Origin of the sequence: Paraburkholderia sp. EG286B (genome assembly GCF_040965655.1) — a bacterium.
In the GTDB taxonomy this organism is placed as follows: domain Bacteria; phylum Pseudomonadota; class Gammaproteobacteria; order Burkholderiales; family Burkholderiaceae; genus Paraburkholderia.
Window position 1 is genome coordinate 1 of the sequence record NZ_JBFRCF010000030.1, and the last position, 14,672, is coordinate 14,672.

The following is a 14,672-nucleotide window of genomic DNA, read 5'->3' on the forward strand; positions in this document are numbered from 1 at the left end:
CTTCTGCGGCTTCTGCGGCTTCTGCGGCTTCTGCGGCTTCTGCGGCTTCTGCGGCTTCTGCGGCTTCTGCGGCTTCTGCGGCTTCTGCGGCTTCTGCGGCTTCTGCGGCTTCTGCGGCTTCTGCGGCAGAGTATGCCTTGACGCCCTGTTCGGAACCGCCGTCGCCAGGCGTGCCGCCGCCAGCGCCCGAAGCACCGCCGCCTTCCGACGACGACCCGCCGCCATCGAGCGGCGGCAGTCCGGTCTTCTCGCTGCCCGGCTCGACGCCCAGCGCGCGTTGTACGTGGCGATAGCGCTCGCGACGCTCGCCTTCGAGCGGCCCGGACACGGTCGCGATGCGGTACACGGCCGCGAGCAGCGCGCGGCGTGTCTTCATGTCGGGCACGATCTCGGGCAACGCGTCGATCGCGGCCTGCGGATCGAGCTGCACGATCGCGCCCTGGCGGCGCGCCGATTCCTTCAGCTCGGCGATGCTTGGCTGGCGATCGCCGAGATACTCGCGCGCGAGCTCGCGCATGCGCTGGAACGGCCGGTACTGCACGGTATGCATTTCATCGACGATGTACGCGGCGATGCGCATGAACGCGTCGACGAGCGTGCCCTTCGCGAGATGCGCGCGCGCCGCGCGCAGGCGGTACTGTGCAAGCTCCTTGCGCAGCGCCATGAGCGGCGGCGCGATCGGCTCGAGCGGCTGGTTGGGCGCCACGCCCACACAGGCCTGCACCCACGGCGCGGTGTACACGTTGTAGAAGGTGCTCTCGACCCACGCGTCGCGCGCGTCGCGATACGCATCCAGCGTTGCCTCGATGGTCGCCGAAGCCTGCTTTTCGAGCAGCGTGAACGGATTGTCGGGCGCGGCCGGCTTGCGATGCGCGCGCACCGTTTCCGCCATGGCGGGCAGCACACCGAGCGTCGGATTTGCGTCGCTCAGCACGCTGCGCTCCACGCGCGACGGATGCGACTCGCGCAGCGCATGCGCGCTGAACGCGTTGCTCGACGCCCGCACGAACGGCGAGACGAACAGGTCATACAGGCGCTGGTTGTTCTCCGCGAGACGGCGCACCACCTCGAAGGGCTGCTCGTCGTCGCGGCCGTCGTCGAGCGCGAGAATATCTTCGATGGTGCGCAGCTCGAAGCGGATCTCGTAGCGCCCTTCGAGCGCTTCGAGGCGCGCGGCTTCCGGCGTCGAGTCGGTGATCTTCGCTTCGTAGAGGCCCGGCGGCAGCACGTCGATCAGGTCGAGCGCCGAGAATAGTTCGGTGTGCTCCTTATTGGCCACGCTCGCCGAAACGAAGATGCCGAGATGCCCCACCTTGTCGTGCAGGCAGTACACGATCACCTGCTCGTTGGCGACGATCTCGTCGACGCTCGCGTAGAGGTCGGGAATCCAGTTGAGCGCCTGCTGCGGCGGCGTGATGTTGTCGCCCCACGAGGCAAGCACGATGATCGGCGTGCGGATGTTGCGCAGGTCCACCGGCGAGCGCGCATTCTTCGCGAATACCTCGTTGCGCGTGAGGTGGTTGCCCACGAAGAGGTTCTGCACGATCCAGTCGATCTCGGCGCGGTTCAGCTGAAAATGGCCGCCCCACCAGCGCTCGAATTCGAGGAAGCGCTCGCGCTCGGAATCGACCTTCGAGTAGAGGTTGTAGAGCTTGCCCCAGTACGTGTTGGCCGGATTGAGGTACTCGAAGTTCTGCACCAGATACGCGCCGTCGAAGCGGCCATCGCCCAGATCCGCTGCGAGCGAGGACATCCACGAACCGCCCAGCATGCCGCCCGAATAGCGCATGGGGTTCTTGCCGCGCACGCCGGCCCAGTACGACAGCGGCGAGCCCGCGAGCATGAGCGGGCCGACCAGCCCGGGCGCGGAAGCCGCGAGCAGCGCCGCGGCCCAGCCGCCCTGGCAGTTGCCGATGATGAACGGCAGGCCGTCCGCGTCAGGATGCAACTCGCGCACGCGTTGAATGAAGACGGCTTCGGCCTGCGCGACCGACTGGATCGTCTGCGTTTCGCAAGGCAGCGGGAAGAACGTCACGAAATAGCACGGGTGGCCCTTGCGCAGCGCGATGCCCACTTCGCTGTCCATCTTGAAGCCGGCAATGCCGGGGCCGTGGCCCGCGCGCGGATCGATCACGACGAAGGGGCGCATGCGCGGATCGGTCGGCACGCCCTCTTCGGGCTTGATGCGCAGGAGTGCGTAGTTGCACGGATCGTCGAGTTCGCGGCCGTCGACGATCACTTCGTAGTCGAACGCGAGCACCGGCGGCATGCCCGCCTGCTCGTGCACATAAGTCTGGTTGCCGCGCTCGCGCAGCACGTCGAGGAACAGCACGCTGCGCTGCCAGGCGTCGTAGAGGTAGTCGTAGAGCGGCTGTGCGACCGTTGGCGCAGATTGCGCCGTTTCGATTGCCTGGTTCACGGCCGAGGACACGGCCGAAGCCGCGTCGGTCAGCGGCGTGTGGGGCGATGACTCCTCGTCGGTTGCGCCCGCGAGGGGCCAGAAAGGCGCAAAGGGCCAGAAAGACGTGCCCGATGCGAGCGTGGGCAGAAACGAAAACGGCGACGAAACGAGCGGCGAGGAGGTGGGAACTGCCACGAGACGAATCTCCTTTAAGGGAGCGCCGGCTCGCCTCGCGGCAAGCAGGCGCCAGGCCGGCGCGGGCCGTGGACGCGCGCCTTCACGACGAATGACGCGCGGGGCCTTGGCCGCTGCCCCTGTTCTGCCGCCCTCACAGCGGCGGCATGGCGGGCAACGGGGCCGGCAAAAGAGTTTCGCGGCCGCGTGCGCGTTTCGTGCGCCTCGCGACCGCGACGTGAAAAGAGTCAGATCATGTTGCACTGCGGCATCTAAAAACTTAGGCGGCGGCCCTGCGAAAGTCAAGGTTCGCGGCGGGCCCCGGTGCCTCCCCGATGATCGCAACGCCCTGTGAACGAAGCATGACAGGCGCGACCGCCGGGCCTGAGCACCGCGCGTCACGATGCCGCGCCGGCCACGCGTGCATCCAGCCGACTGCCTCGTTCGCGCTGGTCTACACTGTTACGGCTTTGCGCGCCGCAGCATGGTCCAGATACACATCCTGGAGGAGACCGTCATGACTTCATCGCCTGACAAGTATTCGGTTCTGCTCGCCCGCTGCGGCGGCCTCGCGCCCGTGCCCACCGCCGTGGCGCATCCCTGCGACGTGTCCTCGCTCACCGGCGCGCTCGACGCCGCGAATCTCGGCTTGATCGTGCCGATCCTCGTCGGCCCGGAAGCGAAAATCCGCGCGGTAGCCGAGGAAGCCGATCTGCGCCTCGATGGCATCACCCTCATCGACGCGCCGCACAGCCACGCCGCCGCCGAATTCGCCGTGCGCGCCGTGCGCGAGGGCCAGGCCGAACTGCTCATGAAGGGCAGCCTGCACAGCGACGAACTGCTCCACGAGGTCGCGATCGGCGCCAATGGCCTGCGCACCGAGCGGCGCCTCTCGCACGTATTCGCGATGGACGTGCCCTCGTACCACAAGCCGCTCTTCATCACCGATGCGGCCGTCAACATCTTCCCCAAGCTCGCCGACAAGGCCGACATCGTGCGCAACGCGATCGACCTCGTGCAGTCGCTGGGCGTGGGCACACCGAAGGTCGCCATTCTCGGCGCCGTGGAAACGGTGTCCGAAAAGATGCCCTCCACCATCGACGCCGCCGCCCTGTGCAAGATGGCCGACCGCGGCCAGATCACGGGCGGCCTGCTCGACGGCCCGCTCGCCTTCGACAACGCGATCAGCGCCGAAGCCGCGCGCATCAAGGGCATTACGTCGCCCGTTGCAGGCGACCCCGACATCCTGCTCGTGCCCGACCTCGAAGCGGGCAACATGCTCGCCAAGCAGCTCACCTTCCTCGCCGGCGCGGAAGCGGCCGGCATCGTCCTCGGCGCGCGCGTGCCGATCATCCTCACGAGCCGCGCCGACAGCGTGCGCTCGCGCATCGGCAGTTGCGCGATCGCCGTGCTGCTCGCGCATGCGCGGCGCGCGCGCAAAGCAACGGAGATCCTGTGAGCAGCGTCCAAGCCCAGCCGGCCGTGGAAGGCCATGTCGTGCTCGTCGTGAATGCGGGCTCGTCGAGCATCAAGTGTTCGGTGTTTCGCGTGATCGAAGACGACCACGTGGAGGGCGGTGCGCGCGCACTGCATGGCGCGGGCGGGCAGATCGAGGGCATCGGCGTCGCGCCGCGCGTGGTCGCGCATATGGCCGACGGGCGCCTGATCGTCGACGAGAAGTTTCCGGTGGCCCAGGTCGCCGATCACGACGCCGCGTTTCGCCTCCTGCGCCTCGTGCTCGCCGTGGGCCTGCGCGACACGCCGCCCGCCGCGATCGGCCACCGCGTGGTGCACGGCGGCGCGCGCTACGCCGACGCCGTGCTCATCGACGACGAAGTGATCCAGGAGCTCGACGCGCTCACGCCGCTCGCGCCGCTGCATCAGCCGCACAACCTCGCCGCGATTCGCGCGGTGCGTCAGGCCGCGCCCGAACTGCCGCAGGTGGCGTGCTTCGACACCGCGTTCCACGCGGGCAACGACATCATGGCGCAGCTCTTTGCGCTGCCGTACAGCTATTACGGCGAGGGCGTGCGGCGCTACGGATTTCACGGTCTCTCGTACGAATACATCGCCAGGCACCTGCATCAGGTCGCGCCCGACGTTGCGCGCGGGCGCGTGGTCGTCGCGCATCTGGGCAATGGCGCGAGCCTGTGCGCGATGAAGGACGGCAAGAGCATCGAGACCACCATGGGCCTCACCGCGCTCGACGGCCTGCCCATGGGCACGCGCTGCGGCGCGCTCGACGCGGGCGCCGTGCTCTGGATGATGGCGAAGGGCATGGACTACCACGCCATCGAGAAGGTGCTGTATCAGGAGTCGGGCCTGAAGGGCCTGTCGGGCCTGAGCAGCGACATGCGCGAGCTGCTCGCGAGCGGCAGCGACCGGGCGAAGCTCGCAATCGACTTCTATACGTATCGCATCGCGCAGGACGTGGGCAAGCTCGCCGTGGTGCTGGGCGGGCTCGACGCGCTCGTGTTCACGGCCGGCATCGGCGAGCATGCCGCGCCCATTCGCGCGCAGGTATGCGAGCGGCTCGCACCGGTGTTCGGCACCGTGCTCGACGCGCAGGTCAACGAGGTGGGCAGCAGTAACGGCAACGAGCGCGTGAGCACGCGCGAAAGCCGCGTTCCCGTTTTCGCGATCCGCACCGACGAAGAAGGGATGATCGCGCTCCATACGGCACGGTTGTTGCGGGCTGCGCTCAGGCACTGAGCGGGCATCAAACGTCTTCGCGGGAGGAGTCTTCGCCAGAGAACAGCGCAGGCTCGCCAGTTGCTACTGCATTGCGGGTCTGTGCAACCTCACGCGCGCAAGGACCGCTGAGCCGCCGCACGGCGCTGCGGTTCGCCGCGCCGCGTATCAGGCGTACGCCGGACCACTCTGGTCGAATGCCGCGTCGCGCAACCGGCCCGGCACGGCGCCATGAACGAGCGTATCGACGAAATACTTCGCGCGCGGCCACGGCCCGAAGCCCGCCGCCGTGTTGATGTGTCCCGCATCGCCGAGGTTCACGAACGTGCTGCCCAGTTGCTGCGCGAGCGCGCGGGCGCCTTCGAGCGGCATCCACGGATCGGTTTCGCTGCCGATGAGGATGGACGGCACGGGCAGCTGCCGCGCCTCGAACGCGCCGGCAAAGCAGAATTTCTGGGGACTCGCGGGCGCGACGAACAGCACACCGGCGATGTCGGCGCCGCTTTCGCCCAGCACGCCCGTGTGCAGCGCATGCGCCGCCACGAGGCAGCCGAAGCTGTGCGCGGCCAGCAGGAACGGCCCGCGTTCGCCCGCCAGCCGCCGCGCGAGCCCCGCGCCCCAGACCGCGAGATCCGGCGCGTCCCAGTCGTCCTGCTCCGCGCGCAGCGAGCGCGCGAACTGGCGTTCGAGCCAGCTCTGCCAGTGAGCGCCGTCGCTGCCGTGCAGGCCCGGCACGGTGACGAGGCGGGGCGGCCAACGCATTTGCGCGCACGAAAGCATGATTTTTTCCTCGCTGGAACACGGCGTGAATCGATTGTGGTCTGCGAGCCGCGCGCGCCGAACCAATTTTTTTTGCTTAGCTTTTCGGCGCCACCGGCCTGGTTCGGCCCGAGACAGGCCGCGGGCAGGCGCGCCGCGATTTGCCCGGCGGCCCCGGGCCTGAAAAAGTAGAATGGTGCCGGTGCACGCGGCGCTCACGGGCCGCACGCAATGCAACAGCGCGCGTAGGTTCGAGGCGCGCAGCCGTTACCAGGGACAGGTTCACCCATCATGAAGATCATTTTCTGGTTCCCGCAGACCGACGCCTCCACGTGGCTCCACGGCCTCGCGCGCGCCCTGCCCGATGCCGAGTTGCGCGAGTGGCAGCCCGGCGACACCGACCCCGCCGACTACGCGGTCGTCTGGCACCCGCCGCGCGAACTTTTCGGCGTGCCGGGACTTCGCGCCATCTTCAATCTGGGTGCGGGCGTCGACGCGATCCTCGCCCACGAACGCGAGCGGCCGGGCACGCTGCCCGGCACCGCCATGCTCGTGCGGCTCGAAGACTCGGGCATGGGCCGGCAAATGAGCGAGTATGTGCAGCATGCCGTGCTGCGCTACCTGCGCCGCTTCGACGAATACGCGCTCGCCCAGGCGCGCCGCGAATGGCACGTGCTCGCGCCGCATCCACACGAGACCTTCACGGTGGGCGTGCTGGGTCTCGGCGTGCTGGGCGCGCAGGTCGCGCACGCGATCGCCTCGCTCGGCGTGCCGGTGCGCGGCTTTTCGCGCAGCATGAAGACGATCGAGGGCATCGAAACGTATTCGGGCGAATTGCACGGCGAGCAGTTCGACGCCTTCCTCGACGGCGTGAAACTGCTCGTGAACCTGCTGCCCGCCACGCCCGACACCGAAAGCGTGCTCAATGCGCGCACCTTCGGCAAGCTCTCGCGCGGCGCGTATCTCGTGAACGTGGCGCGTGGCACGCATCTGGACGAACCGGACCTGCTCGACGCGCTGGCCAACGGCACGCTCGCGGCGGCAACGCTCGACGTGTTCCGCGAAGAGCCGCTGCCGCCCGATCACCTGTTCTGGCGCGAGCCGCGTATCACGATCACGCCGCACAGTTCGGCGCTCACGTTGCGCGACGAGGCGATCTCGCAGGTCGCCGACAAGATCGGCGCACTGGCTCGCGGCGAGACCGTGAGCGGCGTGGTGCATGTCGGGCGCGGTTACTGAACGTCGCGGCAGCACATCGCGAAGCCTTTTCAAAAAATCGTTGGAGACACGGCAATGGCATTACCCACCGCAGTGAAAATCGTCGAAGTCGGCCCGCGCGACGGCCTGCAGAACGAGAAGGAATTCGTTCCCACCGCGACCAAGATCGAACTGATCAACCGGCTCTCGGCCGCGGGCTTTCCGAACCTCGAGGCCGCCTCGTTCGTCTCGCCGAAATGGGTGCCGCAGATGGCCGACGGCGCCGAAGTCATGGCCGGCATCGAGCGCCGCAGCGGCGCGATCTATTCGGTCCTCACGCCGAATCTGCGCGGCTTCGAAGGCGCGCTCGCCGCGCGCGCGGACGAGATCGTGATCTTCGGCGCGGCAAGCGAGGCGTTCTCGCAGAAGAACATCAACTGCTCGATCGCGGAAAGCATCGAGCGCTTCGCGCCCGTGGCGCAAGCCGCGAAGGAGCACGGCGTGCGCATTCGCGGCAGCGTGTCGTGCTCGCTCGGCTGCCCGTATCAGGGCGAAGTGCCGGTCGCTTCGGTCGTCGATGTGGTGGAGCGCTTCGCCGCGCTCGGCTGCGACGAGATCGACATTGCCGACACCATCGGCGTGGGCACGGCGAAACGCGTGCACGAAGTGTTCGAAGCGGTGACGAAGGTGTTCCCGCGCGAGCGCCTGTCGGGCCACTTCCACGACACCTACGGCCAGGCGCTCGCCAACATCTACGCGGCGCTCGAAGAAGGCATCGCCATTTTCCACGCCTCGGTCGCGGGCCTCGGCGGCTGTCCGTATGCGAAGGGCGCCACGGGCAACGTCGCGACCGAAGACGTGCTGTACCTCATGAACGGCCTGGGCATTCAAACCGGCGTCGACCTGAACCAGGTCGTCGCGGCGGGCGACTTCATTTCGACCGCCATCGGCCGGGCCAACGTCTCGCGCGCGGGCAAGGCCCTGCTTGCGAAGGCCCGCAGCGAAGCCGCCTGCGCGTGACGAGCGACCCATCGAATCGTAGTACGAAGGAAATCAACTCATGACGGAAACCCTCGACAACCTCGACGCCCTGCCCGAGTCCGCGCGCCGTGTCGCCCTGATGCTGCGCGAGCGCGGCCACGCGAGGCCGGTCGTGATGCTGCCCGAGACCGGCAAGACTTCTACCGAAGCCGCCGCGGGCCTTGGCTGCGAAGTCGCGCAGATCGCCAAGTCGATCCTGTTCCGCCGCCGCGCAGACGACGCGCCCGTGCTCGTGATCGCGAGCGGCGCGAACCGCGTGGACGAAAAGAAAGTGGCTGCGCACGTGGGCGAGATCGGCCGCGCCGACGCGAAGTTCGTGCGCGAGAAAACCGGCTATGCCATCGGCGGCGTGTGCCCGATCGGCCACGCCACGACGCCCGTCACGCTGATCGACGCCGATCTGTTCGCGCTCGAAAGCCTGTGGGCCGCCGCCGGCCATCCGCATGCGGTGTTCAACCTCTCGCCACAGGAACTCGAAGCGCTGACCGGCGCGCCCGTGGTGGACGTCGCGCTGCGCGACGCGTGAGCATGACCGCGAGTCACGCCACCGTCACGCCGCCGCCCTCGCCTTGCATCAACATCTGCCGCATGGATGAGCGCAGCGGCTTGTGCGAGGGATGCCTGCGCACCATCGACGAAATTGCCGGCTGGTCCACGTTCGACGACGAGGCGAAACGCGCCGTCTGGGATGCGATCGAGACGCGGCACACCGAATGGGTCGCGCAGCGCTTCGCATCGGCGTCGCAAGGAGAAAAACAATGAACGCGCCCGCCCGCGTCGTCACGGTCGGCGAGACGTTCCGCTCGACGCTTCAGCTCACGCCCGAATCGGTGAAATCGTTCGGACTGCTCGTGAACGACCTGAACCCGTTGCACCACGACGAAGCCTACGCGGCGCAAAGCCGCTTTGGCGGCCTGATCGCATCGGGCACGCAACCCACCGCGCATTTCATGGCGCTGCTCGCCACGCACTACTCGCAGTATGCACAACCGCTCGGGCTCGAATTCGACATGAAGCTCAAGCGCGCCGCCCACGCGAACGACACGATCACGTTCGAGTGGCGCGTGGATGAAGCGTGGTGGAAGCCGAGCCTGAACGGCGATCTCGTGAAGCTCGCGGGCGAGGCCGTGAACCAGAAAGGCGAAACGCTCGTGGTCGGGCGCGCGACGATCCTCGTCATGCCCAAGGCCGGGCACGCACCGGCGCATGCAGCGGCATGAGCGCCGCGCCCGCACTGCCTGAATCGATCCGCGTGTTCGAGCGTGGCTGGCTGTCGTCGAACAACGTGCTGCTCGTCGACGAGGCGAGCGCCGCACTCGTCGATACCGGCTACGCCACGCACGCCGAACAGACGCTCGCGCTCGTGCGCCACGCGCTCGGCCCGCGCGCACTCGACCTCATCGTCAACACGCACCTGCACTCCGACCATTGCGGCGGCAACGCGCGGCTGCAGGCGCAATGGCCCTGCGCGACGCTGATCCCCGCGGCGAGCGCGCCGATCGTGCGCGACTGGGACGAGGCGCGTTTGAGCTTTCTCGCCACCGGGCAGACCTGCGACCGATTCGCGTTCACAGGCACGCTCGCGGCGGGCGAACGGCTCGCGCTAGGCGGCTTCGAATGGGAAGTGATCGGCGCGCCGGGGCACGACCCCGACTCGGTGATGCTCTACGCTGCCGGGCCGCGCCTGCTCATCAGCGCCGATGCGCTTTGGGAGCACGGCTTCGGCGTGATTTTTCCCGAGCTCGAAGGCGAAAGCGGGTTCGCCGAGCAGCATGCGGTGCTCGAAGCCATCGCGAAGCTCGACGTGCGGGTGGTGATTCCGGGCCACGGCAAGCCGTTCACCAACGTCGAGGCGGCGCTGGAGCGCGCGTTCTCGCGCCTCGCCTGGCTGCGCGCCGACCCGGCCCGCAACGCGAAGAACGCGCTCAAGGTGCTGATCGTCTTCAAGCTGCTGGAAGTGCGCACGATGACCTTCGACTCGCTACTGGCGATGCTGGAAAACGCCGCCTCCCTGCACGCCGCGGCGCAGCAACTCGCCTCGCGCGGCGCGTGGCCGGCGCTGCTGCGCGAACTGGCTGGGGAACTGGCGAAGAGCGGCGCGCTGGTCGTGGACGGCGAACGCCTCGAAGCCCCGGCGGCCGAGGTCTAGCCGGGCTGCAGCGAAAAGCGGGAAAAGCGCGAAAAAAAACGCTCGTCCGTTTCCGGACGAGCGTTGGAATTAGCTCTGACGTGATCAAACTGTCGAGCCGATGATACTCGCGCCAGAATTCCCGAAGCATCGGTGATTTCCCTACAGATGACCTACGAGCGCAGGCCTGACGCATGCTCACAGGACCCATTCATCTGGAATCCGAATCAATCTCACTGCCCGAGCTTGAGCCGCACCAGCTCGAACAGATGCGAACACAGGTAGAGTCCGAGCCCGATCGCGCCGCCGATCACCGTGCCGTTCACGCGGATCTTCTGCAGGTCCTTGCCGATTTTCAACTCGATGAGCCGCGCGGTCTCGCGCGTGTCCCAATTCTTCACGGTGTCGCGAATGTGGTGCGTAAGGTAGCGAGCAAAGTCGGGCGCCATGGCGCGCGCGGCGTCTTCGAGATGGCCGTTGAGCGAGGCGCGCAGGTCAGCATCGGCGGCGAGCGTCTCGCCTAGCCACTGGCCCGTTGCGGCGACCTTCGCGTGCAGCGCCGAGTCTTCGCGCTCCAGATCGTCGCGCAGCCACGCGCGCAGGCTGTCCCACAGCGCGCGCGTGTAATCGTTGAGCGCGCCGCCCTCGCGCAGGCTCGCCTTCAGTTCCTCGCCCTTGCGCAGGAACGCCGGATCGCTCTTGAGCTTCACGATCAGCTTTTCCACGACCTCGTCGAACTTCTGGCGCAGATGATGCTCGCGATCCTCGCTCACCTGCAGCAGCAGCCGGTTCACGGCGCTTTCCACCACGCGCGCGCCGCTCTCGCCGATCCACTCACTCGGCAAAAACTTCTCGGTCGTCGGATAGTCGCTCTTGAGCCAGTCGACGATGGCCGATGCGACGAAGGCGCGCGTGCCGTCGTCGCGCAACACGATGGCGAGCTGCTCGAGCATCTGGTCGAGCAGCTCCTGGTGGCGGCCGTCGCGGGTGAGCGTGTCGAGAATCGCGCCCGCCGACTTCGAGATGTCGACGCGCGCGAGCGCCGCGTGCAGGCTGTCGCGGATGAAGCCCTGGATGCGCGCGTCGTCGGTGAGGCCGAGCACGCCCGACATCATGCGCACCGCGTAGTCGCCCAGGCGCTGCGCATTCTGCGGCGCGGTGAGCCAGCCGGAAAGCCGCGCCACCGGATCGTGGCGCCGGATCAGCCCGACCAGCGAACCGACGTCGAGAAACTTGTCGCGCACGAAGGCGGCGAGTTCGTCGGCGATGCGCTCCTTGTTGCGCGGAATCACGCCCGTATGCGCCGAAACGAACGGTATCGGAACGCGCCGGAACAGCGCGACCACCGCGAACCAGTCGGCGAGGCCGCCGACCATGGCGGCTTCGCTCACGGACTTGACGCCGTCCGTCACGACGCCAGGTGGAAAAAAGAGTGCCGTGCCGGCGAACACGAGTGCTGCAGCCAGCAGAAACGCCAGCGCCTGGCGCTTGGCGCGCGCGAGTTCGGCTTCGTCCCGGGGGGCGTGCAAAGGCGTCATGAGGAGCAGGGAGTCGCGGATTCGAATCGCGACATTATGCTGCCCGCGCGCCAACCGCTGCTCGCCGGCACGCCCCGTCAGCGCTGCACGCTCGCTACGCCTCAGGCCGAACGCGGGCTTCGGCGCTGCGGCACGATGCGCCAGCCGAGATTCACGCCCGCCGCCGCGACGAGGATGAGCGCAGCGCCCACCACCTGGATCCACGCGAGACGCTGGCCGAACGCGAACCAGTCCACGAGGATTGCGACCACGGGGTAGATGAACGAGAGCGCGCCCGTCATCGCCGTGGGCAGCTTCTGGATCGCACCGTAGAGCAGCACGTACATGATGCCCGTGTGGACGATGCCGAGCGTGACGAGCTGCGCCCAATGCACAGGAGTGGCCGGCAGCGTGCCGTAGTGGATGAACGGTGCGAGCGCGAGCGCGCCGAACGCGAGCTGCACGAGCGCGATGAGGTGCGGCGGCGTGCCCTTGAGATGGCGCGTGATGATCGACGAGATCGCGTAGAGAAACGCCGCGCCCGCCGCGTAGGCCACCCCCTGCAGATACTCGCCGGGCACCGCGAGCACGGCGGGCTGCACCTCGACCACGCACACGAGGCCGAGGAAGGCCACCGCCAGCCACGCCACCGTCGACGCGCTCACGCGCTCGCGCAGAATGACCACGCCGAGACCGACCAGCATGAACGGCTGCGTGTTGTAGACGGCCGTGGCCATGGAGATCGACGCACGCGAATAGGCGGCGAACAGCAGCACCCAGTTCGCGACGATGGCCGCGCCACCCAGCACGGCGAGCGCGAGCGTGCGCGGCGGCAGGTGCTTGCGGCGCAGCAGGCCGAGCGCGGCGCACACGAGCGTGAGCGTCGCGCCGCCCAGCACGCAGCGCAAAAAGGCGATGTTGATCGGGGCCTGCCGCGAGGCGACCACGAGCCAGCCGATGGTGCCGGACATCAGCATCGCGACGATCATCTCGGCGGCGCCGCGGCGAATTTCAGGAGTGTTGGAAGACATGAGCTTGCATCCTCGTTGTAGCGGACGAAGGGCGCGCAGCCCTTCGCATCTGCAAGCCAGTTTATCGGCTGCAAGGCGAGGAATACATGGCTAAACTTAGGCGAGAGGCAAGACTTGCCTTCGATTGAAAGGCCAACCTGGCGGAGCACCCGCGCAATCATGAACCGACGTCCGAACCCCACGCCCGCCGCTGCCCCGCTCGACGACATCGACCGCATGCTGCTCGCGGCGCTCGCCGAGGACGCCCGCACGAGCGTCGCCGAACTCGCCAAGCACGTGGGGCTGTCGGCGCCGAGCACGTCCGAGCGGCTGCGCCGGCTCGAAGCGCAAGGCGTGATTGGCGGCTATACGGTGCAGATCGATCCGCGCGCGCTCGGCTACACCTTGCAGGCCATCGTGCGCGTGAAGCCGCTGCCCGGACAGTTGCATCTGGTGGAAGAGGTGCTGCGGCGCATTCCCGAATTCGTCGAGTGCGACAAGGTCACGGGCGACGACTGCTTCATCGCCCGGCTCTATCTGCATTCGATCGAACAGCTCGACGAGATTCTCGCGAAAGTCACCGAGCGCGCCGAAACCAGCACCGCCATTGTCAAGTCCACGCCGGTGCCGCGCCGCCTGCCGCCGCTGCGCTGAAGCCCGGGCGCCGGCAGCCCGTCAGTGCTCCGTGGCCTCGAAGAACGCCAGCATCTCCTCGACCAGCGCCTCGCTCGCCTCCTCGGGAATGTAATGCCCGCACGGCAGCGCACGCCCGCTCACGTCGCGCGCCACCTTGCGCCATTCGGCGAGCGGGTCGAAGCAGCGCTCGATCACGCCTTCCGCGCCCCACAGCACGCGCAGCGGGCACGCCACCTTGTTACCGCGCTCGAGATCGGCGCGGTCGTGCTCGAGGTCGATGGTGGCCGAGGCGCGGTAGTCCTCGCACATCGCGTGGACGGCCCCCGGCTGGCGCAGCGCCGCGCGATAGGCGCCAAGCGCCTTCGGCGCGAACGGCGCAAGACCCGCGTGACGGCTGCCCATGACGCGCTCGATATAGACGTCGGGGTTCGCTTCGATCAGCGTCTCCGGCAGCGGCGCGGGCTGGATCAGGAAGAACCAGTGGAAGTAGAGCGTGGCGAACTCGCGGTCGGTCTGCTCGTACATGGCGAGCGTGGGCGCGATGTCGAGCAGCATGAGCCGCTCGACGGCGTCGGCGTGGTCGAGCGCCATGCGGTGCGCGACGCGCGCGCCGCGGTCGTGCGCGCACACGAGAAAACGCTCGTGACCGAAGTGGCGCATGACTTCGACCTGATCGGCCGCCATCGCGCGTTTCGAATAGGCGGCGTGCGTGTCGTCGCTGGCCGGTTTCGAGGAGGCGCCGTAGCCGCGCAGATCCGTCGCGATGACGGTGAAGTGCTGCGCGAGCGAGGTGGCGCACCGATGCCAGATCATATGCGTCTGCGGATGGCCGTGCAGCAGCAATAGCGGCGGTCCGTCGCCGCCCTTCACGCCGCAGATGTCTACGCCGCCCGCAGTGCGAACGGTGAAAGGCTGGAATCCGTCGAAGGGCATGGGGCTAGTCTCTTGTGTTTGTTGGTCTGCGGTCATTGTATGAGGCGCGCGCGACTCGAAAATGTGCTTTTGGGCCCACAGCGGTAGAAACCGAGCACTCCCTCGAAAACCGCACGAGGGACCCGCACGTGCGATGCCCGAACGACCCCACGCCTATAATCGAACGGCCGATTTCGCGCCCCCGC

14 protein-coding genes are annotated in these 14,672 nt (G+C 67.8%); 9 read left to right on the forward strand and 5 right to left on the reverse strand.

Annotation, left to right across the window (positions count from 1 at the left end):
- Positions 1-2,596, reverse strand: a 2,596-nt coding sequence (locus AB4Y42_RS37785; RefSeq protein ID WP_368697081.1) for a DUF3141 domain-containing protein, incomplete at its 3' end; no start/stop codon positions are given.
- Between the two features lie 496 nt (positions 2,597-3,092).
- Here AB4Y42_RS37785 and AB4Y42_RS37790 point away from each other — a divergent pair.
- Both AB4Y42_RS37790 and AB4Y42_RS37795 read left to right on the forward strand, forming a co-directional pair.
- A complete protein-coding gene (locus AB4Y42_RS37790; RefSeq protein ID WP_368689361.1) occupies positions 3,093-4,034 on the forward strand; it encodes a bifunctional enoyl-CoA hydratase/phosphate acetyltransferase in 942 nt (313 codons plus the stop codon).
- Entirely contained in the window at positions 4,031-5,287 is a 1,257-nt protein-coding gene (locus AB4Y42_RS37795; RefSeq protein WP_368697082.1) for an acetate/propionate family kinase, read from the forward strand. Before AB4Y42_RS37790 ends, AB4Y42_RS37795 begins: the two co-directional genes overlap by 4 nt.
- A gap of 147 nt (positions 5,288-5,434) precedes the next feature.
- On the opposite strand, the gene AB4Y42_RS37800 is transcribed toward AB4Y42_RS37795, so the two are convergent.
- A complete protein-coding gene (locus AB4Y42_RS37800; protein ID WP_368697083.1) occupies positions 5,435-6,046 on the reverse strand; it encodes an RBBP9/YdeN family alpha/beta hydrolase in 612 nt (203 codons plus the stop codon).
- Between the two features lie 270 nt (positions 6,047-6,316).
- Here AB4Y42_RS37800 and AB4Y42_RS37805 point away from each other — a divergent pair, with 270 nt between their 5' ends.
- From AB4Y42_RS37805 to AB4Y42_RS37830, 6 genes are read left to right on the forward strand one after another with little or no spacing between them, the layout of a single operon-like run.
- Positions 6,317-7,264 carry a 2-hydroxyacid dehydrogenase gene (locus AB4Y42_RS37805; protein WP_368689364.1) on the forward strand — a complete coding sequence of 316 codons (948 nt, stop codon included), beginning with the start codon at positions 6,317-6,319 and terminating at the stop codon, positions 7,262-7,264.
- A gap of 54 nt (positions 7,265-7,318) precedes the next feature.
- Entirely contained in the window at positions 7,319-8,242 is a 924-nt protein-coding gene (locus tag AB4Y42_RS37810; protein WP_368697084.1) for a hydroxymethylglutaryl-CoA lyase, read from the forward strand.
- A 40-nt stretch (positions 8,243-8,282) separates the two neighbouring features.
- On the forward strand, positions 8,283-8,789 hold the full coding sequence (locus tag AB4Y42_RS37815) for a YbaK/EbsC family protein (protein ID WP_368697085.1): 507 nt from the start codon (positions 8,283-8,285) through the stop codon (positions 8,787-8,789).
- A 2-nt stretch (positions 8,790-8,791) separates the two neighbouring features.
- Positions 8,792-9,025 (forward strand): DUF1289 domain-containing protein, encoded by a 234-nt coding sequence (locus AB4Y42_RS37820; protein WP_368689367.1) that lies wholly within the window; start codon positions 8,792-8,794, stop codon positions 9,023-9,025.
- Positions 9,022-9,483 carry a MaoC family dehydratase gene (locus tag AB4Y42_RS37825; protein WP_368697086.1) on the forward strand — a complete coding sequence of 154 codons (462 nt, stop codon included), beginning with the start codon at positions 9,022-9,024 and terminating at the stop codon, positions 9,481-9,483. The genes AB4Y42_RS37820 and AB4Y42_RS37825 overlap by 4 nt, the downstream gene beginning before the upstream one ends.
- Positions 9,480-10,412 (forward strand): MBL fold metallo-hydrolase, encoded by a 933-nt coding sequence (locus tag AB4Y42_RS37830; RefSeq protein ID WP_368697087.1) that lies wholly within the window; start codon positions 9,480-9,482, stop codon positions 10,410-10,412. The genes AB4Y42_RS37825 and AB4Y42_RS37830 overlap by 4 nt, the downstream gene beginning before the upstream one ends.
- 212 nt (positions 10,413-10,624) lie before the next feature.
- Here AB4Y42_RS37830 and AB4Y42_RS37835 read toward each other — a convergent pair whose 3' ends face one another.
- Positions 10,625-11,929, reverse strand: a complete 1,305-nt coding sequence (locus AB4Y42_RS37835; protein ID WP_368697088.1) for a DUF445 domain-containing protein — start codon at positions 11,927-11,929, stop codon at positions 10,625-10,627.
- 101 nt (positions 11,930-12,030) lie between these two features.
- The gene (locus AB4Y42_RS37840; protein ID WP_368697089.1) at positions 12,031-12,939 is read right to left on the reverse strand and encodes a DMT family transporter; all 909 of its coding nucleotides are present in this window, start codon (positions 12,937-12,939) and stop codon (positions 12,031-12,033) included.
- Between the two features lie 159 nt (positions 12,940-13,098).
- Between AB4Y42_RS37840 and AB4Y42_RS37845 the strand changes: the two genes are divergently transcribed.
- Positions 13,099-13,572 (forward strand): Lrp/AsnC family transcriptional regulator, encoded by a 474-nt coding sequence (locus AB4Y42_RS37845; RefSeq protein ID WP_368697090.1) that lies wholly within the window; start codon positions 13,099-13,101, stop codon positions 13,570-13,572.
- Between the two features lie 21 nt (positions 13,573-13,593).
- Here AB4Y42_RS37845 and AB4Y42_RS37850 read toward each other — a convergent pair whose 3' ends face one another.
- Complete coding sequence (locus AB4Y42_RS37850) at positions 13,594-14,487, reverse strand: alpha/beta fold hydrolase (RefSeq protein ID WP_368697091.1); 894 nt, start codon at positions 14,485-14,487, stop codon at positions 13,594-13,596.
- Positions 14,488-14,672 lie beyond the last annotated feature (185 nt).